Annotated in this window: 14 protein-coding genes and 2 tRNA genes; 8 read left to right on the top strand and 8 right to left on the bottom strand. The window is 42.7% G+C overall.

The genetic code is table 11. The features are described 5' to 3' along the window. Positions 1-3 precede the first annotated feature (3 nt). Genes RE474_RS05865 through RE474_RS05855 form a run of 3 tightly spaced genes read left to right on the top strand, consistent with a single transcriptional unit; the run spans position 4 to position 2,937 of the window. Positions 4-198, top strand: coding sequence for a cbb3-type cytochrome oxidase assembly protein (locus tag RE474_RS05865; RefSeq protein WP_309312032.1), 195 nt, complete (start codon positions 4-6; stop codon positions 196-198). After that, positions 195-476: a hypothetical protein gene (locus tag RE474_RS05860; RefSeq protein ID WP_309312031.1), complete on the top strand. Its 282-nt coding sequence runs from the start codon at positions 195-197 to the stop codon at positions 474-476. The genes RE474_RS05865 and RE474_RS05860 overlap by 4 nt, the downstream gene beginning before the upstream one ends. Positions 477-489: 13 nt before the next feature. Beyond that, the gene (locus RE474_RS05855) at positions 490-2,937 is read left to right on the top strand and encodes a plasma-membrane proton-efflux P-type ATPase (protein ID WP_309312030.1); all 2,448 of its coding nucleotides are present in this window, start codon (positions 490-492) and stop codon (positions 2,935-2,937) included. 602 nt (positions 2,938-3,539) lie between these two features. On the opposite strand, the gene RE474_RS05850 is transcribed toward RE474_RS05855, so the two are convergent. Beyond that, positions 3,540-3,713 (bottom strand): hypothetical protein, encoded by a 174-nt coding sequence (locus RE474_RS05850; protein ID WP_309312029.1) that lies wholly within the window; start codon positions 3,711-3,713, stop codon positions 3,540-3,542. A 181-nt stretch (positions 3,714-3,894) separates the two neighbouring features. Here RE474_RS05850 and RE474_RS05845 point away from each other — a divergent pair, with 181 nt between their 5' ends. From RE474_RS05845 to RE474_RS05835, 3 genes are all read left to right on the top strand, one after another. Continuing rightward, on the top strand, positions 3,895-4,299 hold the full coding sequence (locus RE474_RS05845; protein ID WP_309312028.1) for a cupin domain-containing protein: 405 nt from the start codon (positions 3,895-3,897) through the stop codon (positions 4,297-4,299). Between the two features lie 279 nt (positions 4,300-4,578). Further along, positions 4,579-6,417, top strand: a complete 1,839-nt coding sequence (locus tag RE474_RS05840; protein WP_309312027.1) for a cache domain-containing protein — start codon at positions 4,579-4,581, stop codon at positions 6,415-6,417. Between the two features lie 67 nt (positions 6,418-6,484). Then, positions 6,485-6,643 carry a hypothetical protein gene (locus RE474_RS05835; protein ID WP_309312026.1) on the top strand — a complete coding sequence of 53 codons (159 nt, stop codon included), beginning with the start codon at positions 6,485-6,487 and terminating at the stop codon, positions 6,641-6,643. Between the two features lie 207 nt (positions 6,644-6,850). On the opposite strand, the gene RE474_RS05830 is transcribed toward RE474_RS05835, so the two are convergent. The 6 genes from RE474_RS05830 to ilvE all read right to left on the bottom strand — a co-directional run bounded on the left by RE474_RS05830 (position 6,851) and on the right by ilvE (position 12,612). Then, on the bottom strand, positions 6,851-7,474 hold the full coding sequence (locus RE474_RS05830) for a PEF-CTERM sorting domain-containing protein (RefSeq protein ID WP_309312025.1): 624 nt from the start codon (positions 7,472-7,474) through the stop codon (positions 6,851-6,853). Positions 7,475-8,042: 568 nt separating this feature from the next. After that, positions 8,043-8,115 (bottom strand) — tRNA-Gln (locus RE474_RS05825). A gap of 66 nt (positions 8,116-8,181) precedes the next feature. After that, positions 8,182-9,273 carry an OBG GTPase family GTP-binding protein gene (locus RE474_RS05820; protein WP_309312024.1) on the bottom strand — a complete coding sequence of 364 codons (1,092 nt, stop codon included), beginning with the start codon at positions 9,271-9,273 and terminating at the stop codon, positions 8,182-8,184. A gap of 62 nt (positions 9,274-9,335) precedes the next feature. Further along, positions 9,336-11,246, bottom strand: coding sequence for a molybdopterin biosynthesis protein (locus tag RE474_RS05815; protein WP_309312023.1), 1,911 nt, complete (start codon positions 11,244-11,246; stop codon positions 9,336-9,338). A gap of 10 nt (positions 11,247-11,256) precedes the next feature. After that, positions 11,257-11,505, bottom strand: coding sequence for a sodium:proton antiporter (locus tag RE474_RS05810; protein WP_309312022.1), 249 nt, complete (start codon positions 11,503-11,505; stop codon positions 11,257-11,259). A gap of 228 nt (positions 11,506-11,733) precedes the next feature. Next, complete coding sequence (gene ilvE / locus RE474_RS05805; protein WP_309312021.1) at positions 11,734-12,612, bottom strand: branched-chain-amino-acid transaminase; 879 nt, start codon at positions 12,610-12,612, stop codon at positions 11,734-11,736. Between the two features lie 158 nt (positions 12,613-12,770). Here ilvE and RE474_RS05800 point away from each other — a divergent pair. Beyond that, a tRNA-Arg gene (locus RE474_RS05800) sits at positions 12,771-12,845 on the top strand. A 173-nt stretch (positions 12,846-13,018) separates the two neighbouring features. Continuing rightward, entirely contained in the window at positions 13,019-13,168 is a 150-nt protein-coding gene (locus RE474_RS05795; protein ID WP_309312020.1) for a hypothetical protein, read from the top strand. A 316-nt stretch (positions 13,169-13,484) separates the two neighbouring features. Here the strand turns inward: RE474_RS05795 and RE474_RS05790 are convergent, their stop codons facing one another. After that, a complete protein-coding gene (locus RE474_RS05790; RefSeq protein WP_309312019.1) occupies positions 13,485-13,610 on the bottom strand; it encodes a hypothetical protein in 126 nt (41 codons plus the stop codon). Positions 13,611-13,789: the final 179 nt, after the last annotated feature.

The raw sequence follows: 13,789 nt of genomic DNA, 5'->3' as shown, positions 1-13,789 counted from the left end.
TTTATGGATGAATATAATCTGTCAATGCTTGTGGTAGCATTTTCATTATTCCTCATTTTCCTTGGTTTTTTAATATGGGGAATTAAGACCGGTCAGTTCAATGACATAGAAGAGGCAAAATATAGAATGCTTGAGATCGACAGGCCGGGTAGAACGGGTACGGATGAACCGGATGAAGTAAGGGGGGAGATAATATGAGTTTTACCATGGAGTACGCATCCCATGTGAATTTTCTGGTATGGCTAACTGTTTTCGTAGTGCTGTCAAGCCTGATATTTGTCTGGCTGAGCGCAAAGAACAGGGACCACTACAGTCTGGAAGATGCAAATTCACATGCAGAGGAGTTTGGAGGAGTGATAGCTGAATCCCATGGACCTATCACAATTTTCCTATATGTGATCTACTTTATACTATTTGTGTGGACAGTGGCTTACTTCATTGCACACTGGGCTGAGTTTGGAAGTATTTCAATGTGAATGGTGACAATGTATGAAGGAAACGGCAACGTCAGGTATAACCAATGCAAAAGATCTGAGTGTGGATGAGTTATTCACCAAATTAGGATCGACTTCAAAAGGCATAAAAGATAGTGAAGTGCAGGACAGGCTTGAACAATACGGCTATAACGAACTGCTTGAAAAGAAGACAAGTCCTTTCATAAAGTTCATAGGTTATTTCTGGGGTCCGATTCCCTGGATGATTGAGATAGCAGCTTTGCTTTCGGCATTTATTCAACGCTGGGAAGATTTTGCTATAATCTCGATCCTTTTGATCCTGAATGGTGTGGTGGGTTTCTGGCAGGAGAACAAAGCGGATAATGCCATTGAGTTACTTAAAAATAAAATGGCTCTTCAGGCAAGAGTTCTGAGAGATGGAAAATGGAAACCTCTTCCTGCACGTGAAATTGTTCCGGGAGATGTTATCCGTCTTCGCTCAGGTGATATTGTACCTGCAGATGTCAAACTTTTCGAAGGTGACTACCTGCAGATAGATGAGTCTGCATTGACAGGAGAATCGCTGCCGGCAGACAAAGGTACTAACGATATTGGTTTTTCAGGTTCCGTTATCCAGAAAGGAGAAATGAACGGACTCGTATTTGCCACCGGAATGGATACTTATTTTGGCAAGACCACAAAATTGCTGACTGATGTCAAGACACAAAGTCATTTCCAGAAAGCTATCATTAAGATAGGTGATTACCTCATATTCCTTGCTGCCATTCTGGTTGCAGTTGTTTTTATTGTTGCTGTCTTCAGGCAGGAGAGTCTTGTAGAGACGCTTCAGTTCGCTCTGGTGCTTGTTGTTGCTGCCATACCTGCAGCTTTGCCCGCAGTACTTTCGGTATCCATGGCTGTTGGTGCTACCAACCTTGCAGGAAAGGGAGCTATCGTAAGTAAGCTTGTATCTATTGAAGAAATGGCAGGTATGGATGTTCTCTGTTCCGATAAGACCGGTACGATCACAAAGAATGAACTGACGTTGTCTGACATGATCCCATTCGGTTATTATACAACAGAGGACCTTCTGATTTACAGTGCCCTTGCTTCCAGAGAGGAAGATAATGACCCAATCGATAACGCGGTTCTGAGAAAGATAGCAACTCTGGATGGTTTGCAGGAAAAAGCTGCTGGTTATAATGTACTGGATTTTAAACCGTTCGATCCTGTTATCAAACATACGGAGGCCAATATTGAGAGTTCTGATGGCAGAAAGTTCAAGGTAGCCAAGGGGGCACCACAGGTTCTTCTTGATATGGCTATTAACAGGGACAGTATCAAGGATGATGTGGAGGAAAAAGTAAATGTCCTTGCATCGAAAGGTTATCGTCCTCTTGGTGTTGGTGTATGCGAAGGGAATGAATGCCATTTTGCAGGACTTATCGGGCTGTATGATCCGCCACATGAAGATTCTGCAGAAACGATAGATACGGCTGTGAGCATGGGTGTTGATGTTAAGATGATCACCGGTGACCATGCTGCCATTGCAAAGGAGATTGCAAGCCAGATCGGTCTGGGTACTAATATCACCACCGCTTCTGAACTGGAAGATAAGACTGACCTTCAGGCACAGGAGGTAGTTGACAGGTCGGATGGTTTCGCACAGGTGTTCCCGGAACACAAGTACAGAATAGTGGAACTCCTTCAGGATGACGGACATATAGTGGGTATGACCGGTGATGGAGTAAATGACGCTCCTGCCCTTAAAAAGGCGGATGCCGGAATTGCAGTTGCCGGAGCCACGGATGCAGCAAGGTCTGCTGCTGATATTGTGTTCACTGCCCCGGGTCTTTCAACGATCATCGATGCAATAAAAGAGAGCCGAAAAATATTCCAGCGTATGAAGAGTTATTCTATTTACAGGATAGCTGAGACTGTGCGTGTGTTATTCTTTATTGCAACGTCGATTATTGCTTTTAATTTCTATCCTGTGACTGCTATTATGATAGTATTGCTCGCACTGTTCAACGATGCTCCTATCATGGCCATTGCATATGATAATGTGAATTACTCACCATTCCCTGAGAAATGGAATATAAGGGAAGTCCTGAGTATGGCAACTTTCCTGGGAATTATAGGTGTGATATCTTCATTCATAATATTTTATATCGGGCTAAATATTCTCAATCTGAATCAGGATGTACTACAGTCATTCATATTCCTGAAACTTGCAGTTGCAGGTCATCTGACAATATTCCTTGCACGTACAAGAGGTCCTTTCTGGTCTATCAGGCCAAGTGGAATACTCTTCTGGTCAACTATCGGAACCAAGATCCTTGCAACTCTTGTTGTTGTCTATGGTTTCTACATATCCCCAATAGGCTGGAAGCTTGCAGGCATTGTATGGCTGTATGCACTTGTGGCTTTTGTGATTACTGATCTGATAAAAGTGAGATTGTATCATCTACTGGATCATAAGGGTATAATTTTCCAGAGGTAATTATCAAGATAACTACTGACCAGGAACAAAGGAAGAACATCGGCAAAGCGGTGTTCATTTAGGGTTGGAGTAGTATAAAATACCAATGAATAGGCATGTTCTTATGTGTAATTAAGAAGAGAGTACTGAATATGCCTATCTTTCTCTCTAATTTATATCACTCAAAAGTATATTAAAGAAAGAACACATATTATTATTAAGGAGGGAAAAGGTTATGCTGAATTGTCAGATGAAATCAGAGAATATACCGGAAAACTCTTCGATGGTTCCTAAAGGATTGTTATCGACAACACAGAATAGACAGGAACTCTCTTCAAAGTGGGAAAAGACGGCACAGTCCGAAAGACTACAAAAATTATCGAACTTTCGTGTGTTATCAATGTAATAGCGTACCCTGGTATGCCTGGAAGAACTGCAACTTGTGAACCAAGAGCAGAGTAGTTCTTTGTAATATCAGGTGCCTGGTCTGGACAAATTGGGATTTGTCGGACCTTCAGATGAGTTTGCCTGCCCGAACCATCTCTCACTTTCAGACCACATTTTTAATTATGGCACAAAGCAATCAGATAATGTTATATTGGCAAATAAAAGCACAGTGTAAATCACTGCGCTTCGATCACTGCCCAGTTCCTGGGGAGAACTGCCTTGGCTTCAAATGCCCCGTCAGTCTGGAATTCTCCAAGCAGTGTGGCATCAGCTGTTATTTTTATGTCCTTTGCAGTAATGGTCGTAATGTGTTTTCCTTCTTCCGTGTAAATCTCAAATTTAGTTCCCATTCCCATTCACTTCCATTCTTTGTTATTTTGTTATATATGACCCTAGAGATTTTAATTTTGTGTTCTGAACGCAAAAAACCGGATTATCTATAGCTGAAAATGCATCGTAACATTTATCTGTCTGAGATTACCACGTAATCTTGTGGGGAAATATTTCAACTCGCACAATGGGGAATCAACTATGACGGAAACAAGCTCTTCCAATCTCACCCAGGTGACCTACCATAGAATATATATGGACTCACAGGGTGATTCTCACTTTGATGTAGTGACAGTCAAACAGAGTCTCTCACAAGCAGCACCACCAGCTGCCCCGTTCTATGTCTCTGAGGATGGACCTGCGACGAAGTATCGTTTCTATACATTTGATTCCGGCTGGATTGGCGAACTGCATCCGGCTCCAACCCGGCAGTTTCTGATCCTCATGTCAGGTGCGGTGGAGATGGAGACAACAGATGGAACTGTCAGACGGTTTATGCCCGGGGATCTGGTCCTGCTGGAAGATACATCCGGTAAGGGTCATGTGACAAGGAACATCGGTGATGGGTTCTGCACGTACTTTGTGGTACCTGTCCCATCGGTCTGATATATTTCCTAAGATATCGGCTCTTCATCACCCAAACTGCAAGGGTGTATACGTACTTGAACGTCTCTCCATTATTGGCAAATAGACAACAATATGCATAGCAGTAGTTTTATTCTGGAGAGGGGGGAGGTGTTAACACCACGTGGATGAGCATGCATTATGGCAGCCCCTCTAATAGTAAATAAGCACTTCAATTGGTTCAATACCTTGTGACTGTTATCAGGACTAAATGCTTCTAAAGGGAACTAATATTTAGCAGTTAAAATCTAATTCTTATTTATGAAATCTATTACCATCCTTTTTACTGTTGCACTTGTGCTGATAGTCGTCCTTGGTGCCGGCTGTACTGACACGGATACCACTCTTCCTCAGAACCAATCGGAAGCAGCCACGACCGACTCATTGTCGCCAGCTAAGAACTCTACCGTATCTCCGGCGGAACTCGTAGCATTCGTAGAGAGAGCTTATGAATATGCGCATGTCCATGGACAGGAAGCCGCTCTGCGGGAATTCAATGACCAGAACGGCCAGTTCGTTGACGGTGAACTCTATATCTTCGCCTACGATCTCGAAGGCAACACACTGGCCCTTCCTTTCCAGCCCGAACTCATCGGTACGAATCGGTGGAACATTACAGATGAGAACGGGATTGCATTTATCCAGGATCTGGCAGCTGCTGCAAAGTCTGACAAAGGCTTCTCAAGCTACCTCTATGTAGACCCTGCGGATGAATTCACGGTCAAACAAAAACTCAGCTACGTGATGATGGTAGACAAGGAGTGGTTCATTGGAGCCGGCATCTATGATCCGGATGAGGATTCACCCGTTGTGAGGATTGGAACCGACCCCCAGATAAGAGGGGAATTGGAATCTTTTGTAGGGGAAGCGATCGAGTATGCCCGTACGAACGGGAAGGATGCTGCAATCGCGGAGTTCAATGACCGGAATGGTACGTTTATACGTGACAACCTCTACATCTATGCTTTCGATTACAACGGAACTACCCTGGCTCTCCCTTATCAGCCCCAGTTGCTTGGAACCGATCTTTCGGGACTTCAGGATCCTTATGGTGTAAATTATACCCGGGTAGAAATTCTGCTAGTGCAACAAGGTGGTGGTTTCATCTTCTATCACTACTACAACCCGGCCCACGATCTGACCATTGAACCTAAGATGAGCTACGTCCAGAAGGTTGATGATACCTGGTGGCTCGGTGCAGGCATCTACCTGTCAGATGTAAAGCAGGTGATGACAGTGAATGACCTGGCTGAGTTTGTTGAGGATGCCTCGGAATATGCAGTTGCAGCCGGAGAGCAGGCAGCTCTTTCCGAGTTCTCGAAAAAGGATGGTCAATTCTCTCGTGACAATGTGTATATCTACGCCTATGACTATAACGGCACGCTTCTTGCTCATCCGTACCAGCCGGAGGCGGTCGGAACAAATAGGTTGAACTGGTCCGATGCCAGGGGATTGCCGATGATACGAATAGCTGAATCTACTGCTTCCAACGGTGGCGGTTTCATCGCCTACCTATACCCTGCGCCGGAGGATGGGGTGATAGATGAGAAGGCGTTGGACTCATATGAACCGAAGATCGGCTACGTTGCACCGGCGGGAGAGAACTGTTGGATCGGATCGGGAATATACTTCTCGGATATGGTGTCTGCAGGCTCCGGCCGGCCTGAGGTCATATCAGAGATGATCGGACTCGTGGAGGACTGTGCAGTCTACGGACGCGAGGAAGGATCTGTAAAGGCCTTTGCCGAGATCTCGAATCAGTCCGGGATGTTTGTGGACGATGAAGGACACTATATTTACGCCTATGACTATGAAGGCACACTCCTTGCCCATCCCTACCTGCCTGAACTGATTGGGTCCAATCTTATTGAAAAGCGAGATCAATTCGGCATGGAGACGATTAGGGCGCTAGCCGAAACTGCACGTTCCGGTGGCGGTTATGTGGTCTTTATATGGCCGAACCCGGACAATGAGAACATGGATGAATTGAAGATAGGATACGTTCTCCCTGTGAATGATACCTGGTGGGTCGGTTCCGGAGTGTATTTGAGCGAGATTACCGGAGAGGATTCATCCCTCTCCTCTTCAGTTTCAGGATGAAGTGTATATTCGCTTACGATTATTTATCCGTGAAAATGGCATTGCTGGTGTGTCACTAGCTGATTTGATGGTACCATCAACGTCTGTTCAGGTTCCTACGGAAATATCACCAAATGTGGTTCCAGGTATGTCAGCAACTGACACTGGTAAAAATGACACCGTTGTAGGAAAACTCACGGAAATTCTCAGCACCCCCACAGCAAGAACCCCGGCAGGTAGACCTTGACGCTGAAATAGAAATCAAAAACTACACTGATATCTATGACACCTTGCAAAGAAAGTTGCAGAAATCCTTCAGAGAGATATCACATACGGAGGGCAATAATGTCTGAATTGAGAATTCTGAAAGAGTATTTCTGTCAGTTAACCAAAGCAATGTGATTACATTTGTATGGCTGAAGAAAAAGAAGAATAAAGGAAGATTTTTCTTCAATTAATTCTTCCTGCGCTGAATTATGAATGCAAGTCCAATAATTGCTGCTATAGGAACAACAATTGTTGGGAACTCTGGGATTTCGTTATCTTTAACACCGAGGTAGTGGCTGTAATCCATATCATACCCCGAACCAATCAAAGTTGGTCCTGGATCATATATATCAACTGCTACATCAGCAAAGTTCTCATATTGACCAAACACAGCTATTCCACATGCAAAAAATTCAACCGATTCGTTAGCAGGAATAGTTTTTGGTGATATCGGCAGTCCATTTATAAAAGCAGGGATAGTGCAATTCTCGTCCTCGTAAATAATGGAGACGTTTGAGTAGTCATTAAGCCATGCAATAACCATTTCCCCAGGTGCATATGTATCCAGTATGCCATCTGGCTCGCTTACTGGCATGTTATTTGTGATTACATACTTCCACTTTACAATAGAACCGACAGGAATCTCTGGTCCGGTTGCTACATCAGCATCATACCAAACTCCATCTGTACCCAATGTATATTTCTCGAGGGAAACAACCTCAATTGGTTGAGCAATGGCATTCCCCACAAACATTGCTAAAAACACCAAGGCTAAGCCTATGTAAAGCGTTACGCTTTGTTTACTTTTCATTTTCACTCCACCTATAAAATATCCACTATAACTGTATCTCTATGCACGGGTATAAATATTTTTGGTAAGTATATTTCATGGAATAAATATTATCTATGTTGTAAAAAGAAATATTAACTAAAATAGAATATTGAGCATGGTGGAGAACGGAGGAAAAGAATGGTGCTTCCGTCATGCTCATACGAATAGAGAACAAAAGGATACACCGGAAATGTGAACCGGTGTTTATGATGTCCCACTCCTGAGACTTATTCCACTATATTATAGTCTGATGTTAGGGTATATAGAACGAACTCTTCTGAAATTACAACGTCATTATAATTTATATTGCTTTATATCACAACATAATTATGTTTCAAAATATTAGAAAATAGTTTGAGGCATGTGGTTTGGGGAGTGGGGGGTTAGTGTGGGAGTTGTATAAAAAGTGGGTTTCCACATGCCTCGATTAAAGAACTGTTTTTTGCTTTATAAAATGGTTAGTATCCATGTGGATACCCTTTGATTCTATAATCTTTTATTTCTTTAAAACAGGATACAGAATAAGGACTATGGCAAAAGAAAAAGATAGTCCCGGCCGAATTCGAATCGGCGTCTTCGGCTCCAAAGGCCGAAAGGATTGACCGCTACCCTACGGGACTACGATGATCAGCACAATAAATGCATAATAATACTTATTTGTTATGCAGGCAAGGCATTTAAGTTCATCATTTGGCGATGATAAGTGTCAGTAAGTCCTTGTCCGCAAGCACGTGGTCAAGACCGGCTCTCTGTCCGGGGTGCTTGGCAGAAGTTCCCCAAACTTGGGCGTATCTGAACTTTCTCCTGAAATCGCGATGCAGGTGGTCACAGATATCACCCACATTGACACCGTTTCTCACAATAAGAGGTTCTTCCATGTCAGCAGATTCACCCTGAGGTTTCAGGTAGATGCGAATGAAATCAAGAGCATCGTATATCAGATCTTTCACTGCATCAAGGTTCTCACCTTTATTGGCGGAAATGTATATAGCTTCAGGATATTCTGCTTTGCACTTCTTCAGCACATACTCATCAGCCATATCCACTTTATTCACAACGGTAACCGCAGGGATATAGACCCGGTTACCCATGATAGCATCGATAAGCTGATCCACATCGATATGATCCCTGATAAGCACGTGGGCATTGTGGATCTTATAATCGTTAAGTACCGCCTTGATAAGGTCATCGGATATCTCCAGGTCAAGGGTACTGCTAATGGTGATTCCGCCACGGTCCTGTCTTTTGATAACAACGTCAGGTTCCTTCTGGTTAAGACGGATACCTGCATCGTACAACTCCTGTGTAAGGACTTCATGGTGGTAGTTCTGGAACACATCCAGTATAAAGACTACAAGGTCACAGTTCCTCACAACTGCAATTACTTCCCTTCCACGGCCTCTGCCGCTGGCTGCACCTTTCACAAGTCCGGGTACATCAAGAATCTGGATAGTTGCATTATTGTACTCAAGCACACCGGGAATTACATCAAGTGTAGTAAACTCATAAGCACCGACCTCTGAATTTGCACCGGTGAGCTGGTTAAGCAACGTGGATTTACCTACAGACGGGAAACCTACAAGTGTTACCGTGGCATCTCCTGATTTCCTAACGGAGTATCCTTCACCGCCACCTTTACTTGCGGCCTTCTTCACAACTTCATCACGCAGACGTGCAAGTTTTGCCTTAAGTCTGCCTATGTGGTGTGATGTAGCTTTGTTGTAAGAAGTCTTCTTAATTTCCTCTTCAACTTCCTGTATATCCTCGTGTAATCCCATTTGCAACCTACCATAACGTCAAAATAAAAAAGATTTTCCCGATTTTTGAATATGACTTAACGTTAAAAGGAGGATATTATACTACCGGTCATTTCATAAGTACTGATTCCGGCTGGCAGTCTCTTTGAGAACTCTTCAGAACGCAATACAGCAAGGAAATTCTGTATCTCCTCAATTTCAAGAAGGTCCTTTTTTATAACAAAATCAAACTCATCCTCTGCCAGCGGGATGAATTCAAGTCCTGCCTCCTCTGCCGCAGCCCTGAGTCCAAATCCTACATCAGCTTTGCCACTCTTTACAGCATCACATACTGACCTGTGAGTCTTGGAGCCGGAATTGTATCCTTTCAGGCTTTTTATCATCTCACTTTTTGAGATTCCCTTTCCTTCAGCCAGCAGACCAATCTCCCTGTCAAGAAGTGCTCTTGTGCCTGAACCTCTGTTCCTGTTGATGATCTGGAGATTGATTATATCTTCAAGACCGTATACATGGTTATCCGGAGTGAATATCAGGCCCTGTTCTCGCCTGTATCCTTTTACAAGCACCACATTATCAAGGTTCATTCTCTTCAGGATAGATGAATTGTAATTACCATAGCTATCAACCATATTGACACATGCGATATCTGCAATGCCACCAGATATTGCTGTAAAACCTGCACTTGATCCCATATTCAAAGTCCTGAACGTAAGTCCCGTCATCTCTTCAAGCAGGTCAACTCCGGGACATTGGCCACCAACAAGCATCAGGTCAGGACTCCTTACATTGCCAAACATGGTAACCTCAACTTCTGCGCCGGGTTCGATGTACTCGGTATGTGCCCTTATCTCAATAATTCCGTCCGCATCTGATAGTGTTGTGATTGCTCCTGATGTCTTATCCGCAGGATAGACTTTTCCACGTACTACTCCTACAGGGAAAAGTTCCTCCCTGCCACCGGAACGTATTCCAGTTCCCATAACAGCAGTTACTTTTGTCTTAAATGATGGCTTAACGCCAAGTGAATTGTAAATGATCGGTGCAACAAACTCATTAAAAATACTAAGAGCAGAAGTAGGATTACCCGGAAGCCCGATTGTCGGGACATTGTTTATCATGCCGATAACTACAGGTTTTCCCGGCTTGATAGCAATTCCATGTGTAAGAGTTTCTCCCTTTTCCTCAATTATCATATACATGATGTCGCCTGCACCGGCGGAAGTGCTTCCTGATGTAAGCACGATATCACATTCTGCGATTGCCCTGTCAAGGGTCTCTTCCATGAGTTTTTCATCATCACGCACGATTCCGTATATTCGTGGTGTGCCGCCACATTCTTCGATTGCAGCAGCGATAGCATATGAATTAGCGTCATATATTTTGCTCGTTCCAAGCTTTTCTCCGGGTCTGATAAGCTCACTGCCAGTTGAAATAATTCCAACGACCAGTTCTTTGACAGGAACTTTATCCATACCAATAGATGCCAGAACTCCAATCTCACGGGAACCTATACGTGTGTTCTTTCTCAGGATCCTCTCACCTTTCATGATGTCGGTTCCTGCACGCATTATATTTTCATTGATGTGCACGGGCTGGTAGACAAGAAGTGAGTCTCCGGTCTGTTTTGTGCTTTCAACCATCACAACAGCATCGGCACCATCAGGAATTGGTGCACCGGTTGAGATCTCTATTGCCTCGCCGTCATCGACAAAGAAACTATCTTCACAGCCTGCCTGAATCGATGCAGTAACTTTTAACTCAATTGGCTCAGGCTCACTTGCCTGGTATGTATCTTTTGCCCTTACAGCATAACCGTCTTTAACAGAACGATTGAAAGCAGGTACATCTAACCCTGAAAGTATGTCCTCTCCAATTATGTGTCCTGCAGCTTTCTCAATAGGTAAAACAGTAATTTCCGGTTGAACTTTTATGCTTTCAACCAGTTTTCTCGCATCCTCTACGGATGTCAGCTCTCTGAATTCTTTCCTTTCCATTCTGGTCTGTCTACTCTTCGTCTATATACTCAATAAGCTTTTTGTTAAGCTTGAAAACTCTTGAAGCTACATACCAGAGTCCCATCAGGTACACTATCCATGTTGCAATGGAAATCCATTTGAGACTTCCTGTATCATCAAGTGCTTCAAAGGTGATGACAAGGGTAACAGGCATCAAAAGTAATATGGCCAACACTGAATCGTTCAGATATTTCAGGTTCTCCAGAACTATTTTATCTTTTCTTCCCTCTTCTACCATTTAATGACCTCATTAATTGGGCTATAGTCCCTCAGTCTTTGCCCAGTTGTGAATATAAGTTCAATTATTATTGTAATTATATATTACAAGACTTATTCCTAATTAATGTTTTGAAATATTTTGCTCTATTTTAATTATGCAGAGCATAAGCTGACAGGAAAAGAAATGTCAAAGAAAAAAGAGAATGAAGAACTATGTCTTCATTTTAGTGTCTTTTTGTATTATGATTTAGGGATTAATTGGTGTGCCAGTGGTAGTGGTTACCTTTTCAAAGGCTGCAACCATCTTCTTTGTGATCGGACCTGGCTTACCATCACCGATTGGACGGCCATCTACCTTTACGAGAGGTGCGGCTTCAGCTGCTGTTCCTGTAACGAAGATCTCGTCTGCGGTGTAGAGGTCGAACATTCCAAGGTTTTCAACATGGGTCTCTAGTCCGATTTCTGCAAGAAGCTCAATAGCTGTTGCCCTGGTGATTCCCTTCAGGTTGTTGATCGTTGGTGGTGTGTAAACCTTACCGTTCTTGATGATGAATATGTTATCTCCTGAACCTTCTGAGAGGTAACCATTCTGGTCGAAGAAGATTGCTTCATCTCCCCCCTTCTCGTTTGCTTCGATCTTGGCAAGGATGTTGTTCAGGTAGTTGAGTGACTTGATGTTTGGTGACAGTGCATCACAGGAGTTCCTTCTGACTGATACGGTAACGCCGGTAAGACCAACTTCATATAGGTCGCCATACATTGCGCCCCATTCCTGTGAGATTATGAATATGTTTGGTATAGGACACTTTCTTGGGTCAAGACCAAGGTCGCCAATACCTCTTGAAACGATAGGTCTGATGTATGCGTCTGTCAGGTTGTTTTTCCTGAGTGTCTCCAGAATAGCCTCTTCCATCTCTTCTTTGGAGAGCGGGATGTTAAGAGCGATTGCCCTTGCGGAATCATAGAGCCTGTCAACATGCTCACGTAACTTGAAAACACGTCCGTTATATGCTCTTATTCCCTCAAAGACACCATCTCCATACAAAAATCCGTGGTCATAGACGGAGGTTGTGGCCTGTGATTTAGGGACAAAGTCACCGTTGTAATAAATCAATAGTTCACTCATTGTAAAGCCTCAGTATAATAACAGTTGCTAGTGTTCATGTTAAACTATTATTTATTTGTATTCACATGAACCTCTTGCATTAATTGTTAAAGTGTACCCGGTTTGACAAAAGTGTTTTATACTAAAAAACCTATTTGCAATCCCAGTCAATGCTTAGCGGTCCCGTGGCTTAGCCAGGATATAGCATCGGGCTTCTAACCCGAGGGTCAGGGGTTCAAATCCCTTCGGGATCGCTTTTCTTCTTTTTCCTATCTTATTATGGATTAGCTTTGAGTTTATTTTTCAAATGTTCTATTTAGGAATATATAGTAATCATAGCCCTACAATTATTATTGTGTAAATATTATATATTGTCTCTATTATTATTATCACTTGTTAAAATCATATTAATTCAATTGGTGAGACAATGAGCATTTTGGTGGAAACAAATGATTACAGAAAACGTGAATCTTCCGGTATTCTGGATGAAGATGCAGATTACAGACCCATACTTCATGGAGTAATCAATACTCGTTGCAATTACGATGGTGGCAAGATTGAAGGACTTTTAGAGTAAATAAATTTGCATTCAAACAGCTATACTCAACTGTAGCAATATCTATCTTGAAGTTACTTTTTCCGATGTCTGTCATTTGGCAAAAAAGATACTAATAAAAAATATGGGCGCCGGTGAACCAGTTAGACGCCCGTTCGTACACCAATACGTTTTTCAGAAATATTTTAGGAAGGCACTTACAGTGAGTAACATGTTACTCAGAGCATACTAGTTCAGTCTCGTATTTAGTTGTAGGCAAAAGAATCTATATAGGCACATGTGCTGGTAAATATGCCTCTGAAAAAGAAGTAGGCACGATAAAATAAAAAAGGAAAAATCAGTCATTAAGGCCAAGGATATTTCTTTTATCTTTCTTTTTCTCGTCTTTTTTCTCTTTCTTGCTGGTCTTTACAAACTCAGTTACTTCTTTGAGCCTGTGAATATTTGCTTCATCCTTTCCCATGTTTTTTATCTCCAGGATATTCTTCCCTTTTATTATATGTCCAGTATCCTTTTAGGCTTTTCTGCCACCTTTTAAGTGTAAAATCGTGCTACCTTTTCTCAGGGCACATTATTATATTGTATAGTATATTTATAATATTATTATATATGTAACGTGCCATTCTCAATGGCTGGCGGGTA

The organism is Methanolobus sediminis (assembly GCF_031312595.1).
Lineage (GTDB): Archaea > Halobacteriota > Methanosarcinia > Methanosarcinales > Methanosarcinaceae > Methanolobus > Methanolobus sediminis.
This window is presented reverse-complemented; position numbering and strand designations above follow the sequence as displayed.

Bases quoted from the DNA above. Each gene is read 5' to 3' on its own strand.
- RE474_RS05790 (WP_309312019.1), bottom strand. From the start codon at position 13,610: ATGGGAAAGGATGAAGCAAATATTCACAGGCTCAAAGAAGTAACTGAG.
- RE474_RS05830 (WP_309312025.1), bottom strand. From the start codon at position 7,474: ATGAAAAGTAAACAAAGCGTAACGCTTTACATAGGCTTAGCCTTGGTG.
- RE474_RS05795 (WP_309312020.1), top strand. From the start codon at position 13,019: ATGAGCATTTTGGTGGAAACAAATGATTACAGAAAACGTGAATCTTCC.
- RE474_RS05860 (WP_309312031.1), top strand. From the start codon at position 195: ATGAGTTTTACCATGGAGTACGCATCCCATGTGAATTTTCTGGTATGG.
- RE474_RS05845 (WP_309312028.1), top strand. From the start codon at position 3,895: ATGACGGAAACAAGCTCTTCCAATCTCACCCAGGTGACCTACCATAGA.
- RE474_RS05865 (WP_309312032.1), top strand. From the start codon at position 4: ATGGATGAATATAATCTGTCAATGCTTGTGGTAGCATTTTCATTATTC.
- RE474_RS05840 (WP_309312027.1), top strand. From the start codon at position 4,579: ATGAAATCTATTACCATCCTTTTTACTGTTGCACTTGTGCTGATAGTC.
- RE474_RS05855 (WP_309312030.1), top strand. From the start codon at position 490: ATGAAGGAAACGGCAACGTCAGGTATAACCAATGCAAAAGATCTGAGT.
- RE474_RS05810 (WP_309312022.1), bottom strand. From the start codon at position 11,505: ATGGTAGAAGAGGGAAGAAAAGATAAAATAGTTCTGGAGAACCTGAAA.
- RE474_RS05835 (WP_309312026.1), top strand. From the start codon at position 6,485: ATGGTACCATCAACGTCTGTTCAGGTTCCTACGGAAATATCACCAAAT.
- RE474_RS05850 (WP_309312029.1), bottom strand. From the start codon at position 3,713: ATGGGAACTAAATTTGAGATTTACACGGAAGAAGGAAAACACATTACG.
- RE474_RS05820 (WP_309312024.1), bottom strand. From the start codon at position 9,273: ATGGGATTACACGAGGATATACAGGAAGTTGAAGAGGAAATTAAGAAG.
- ilvE (WP_309312021.1), bottom strand. From the start codon at position 12,612: ATGAGTGAACTATTGATTTATTACAACGGTGACTTTGTCCCTAAATCA.
- RE474_RS05815 (WP_309312023.1), bottom strand. From the start codon at position 11,246: ATGGAAAGGAAAGAATTCAGAGAGCTGACATCCGTAGAGGATGCGAGA.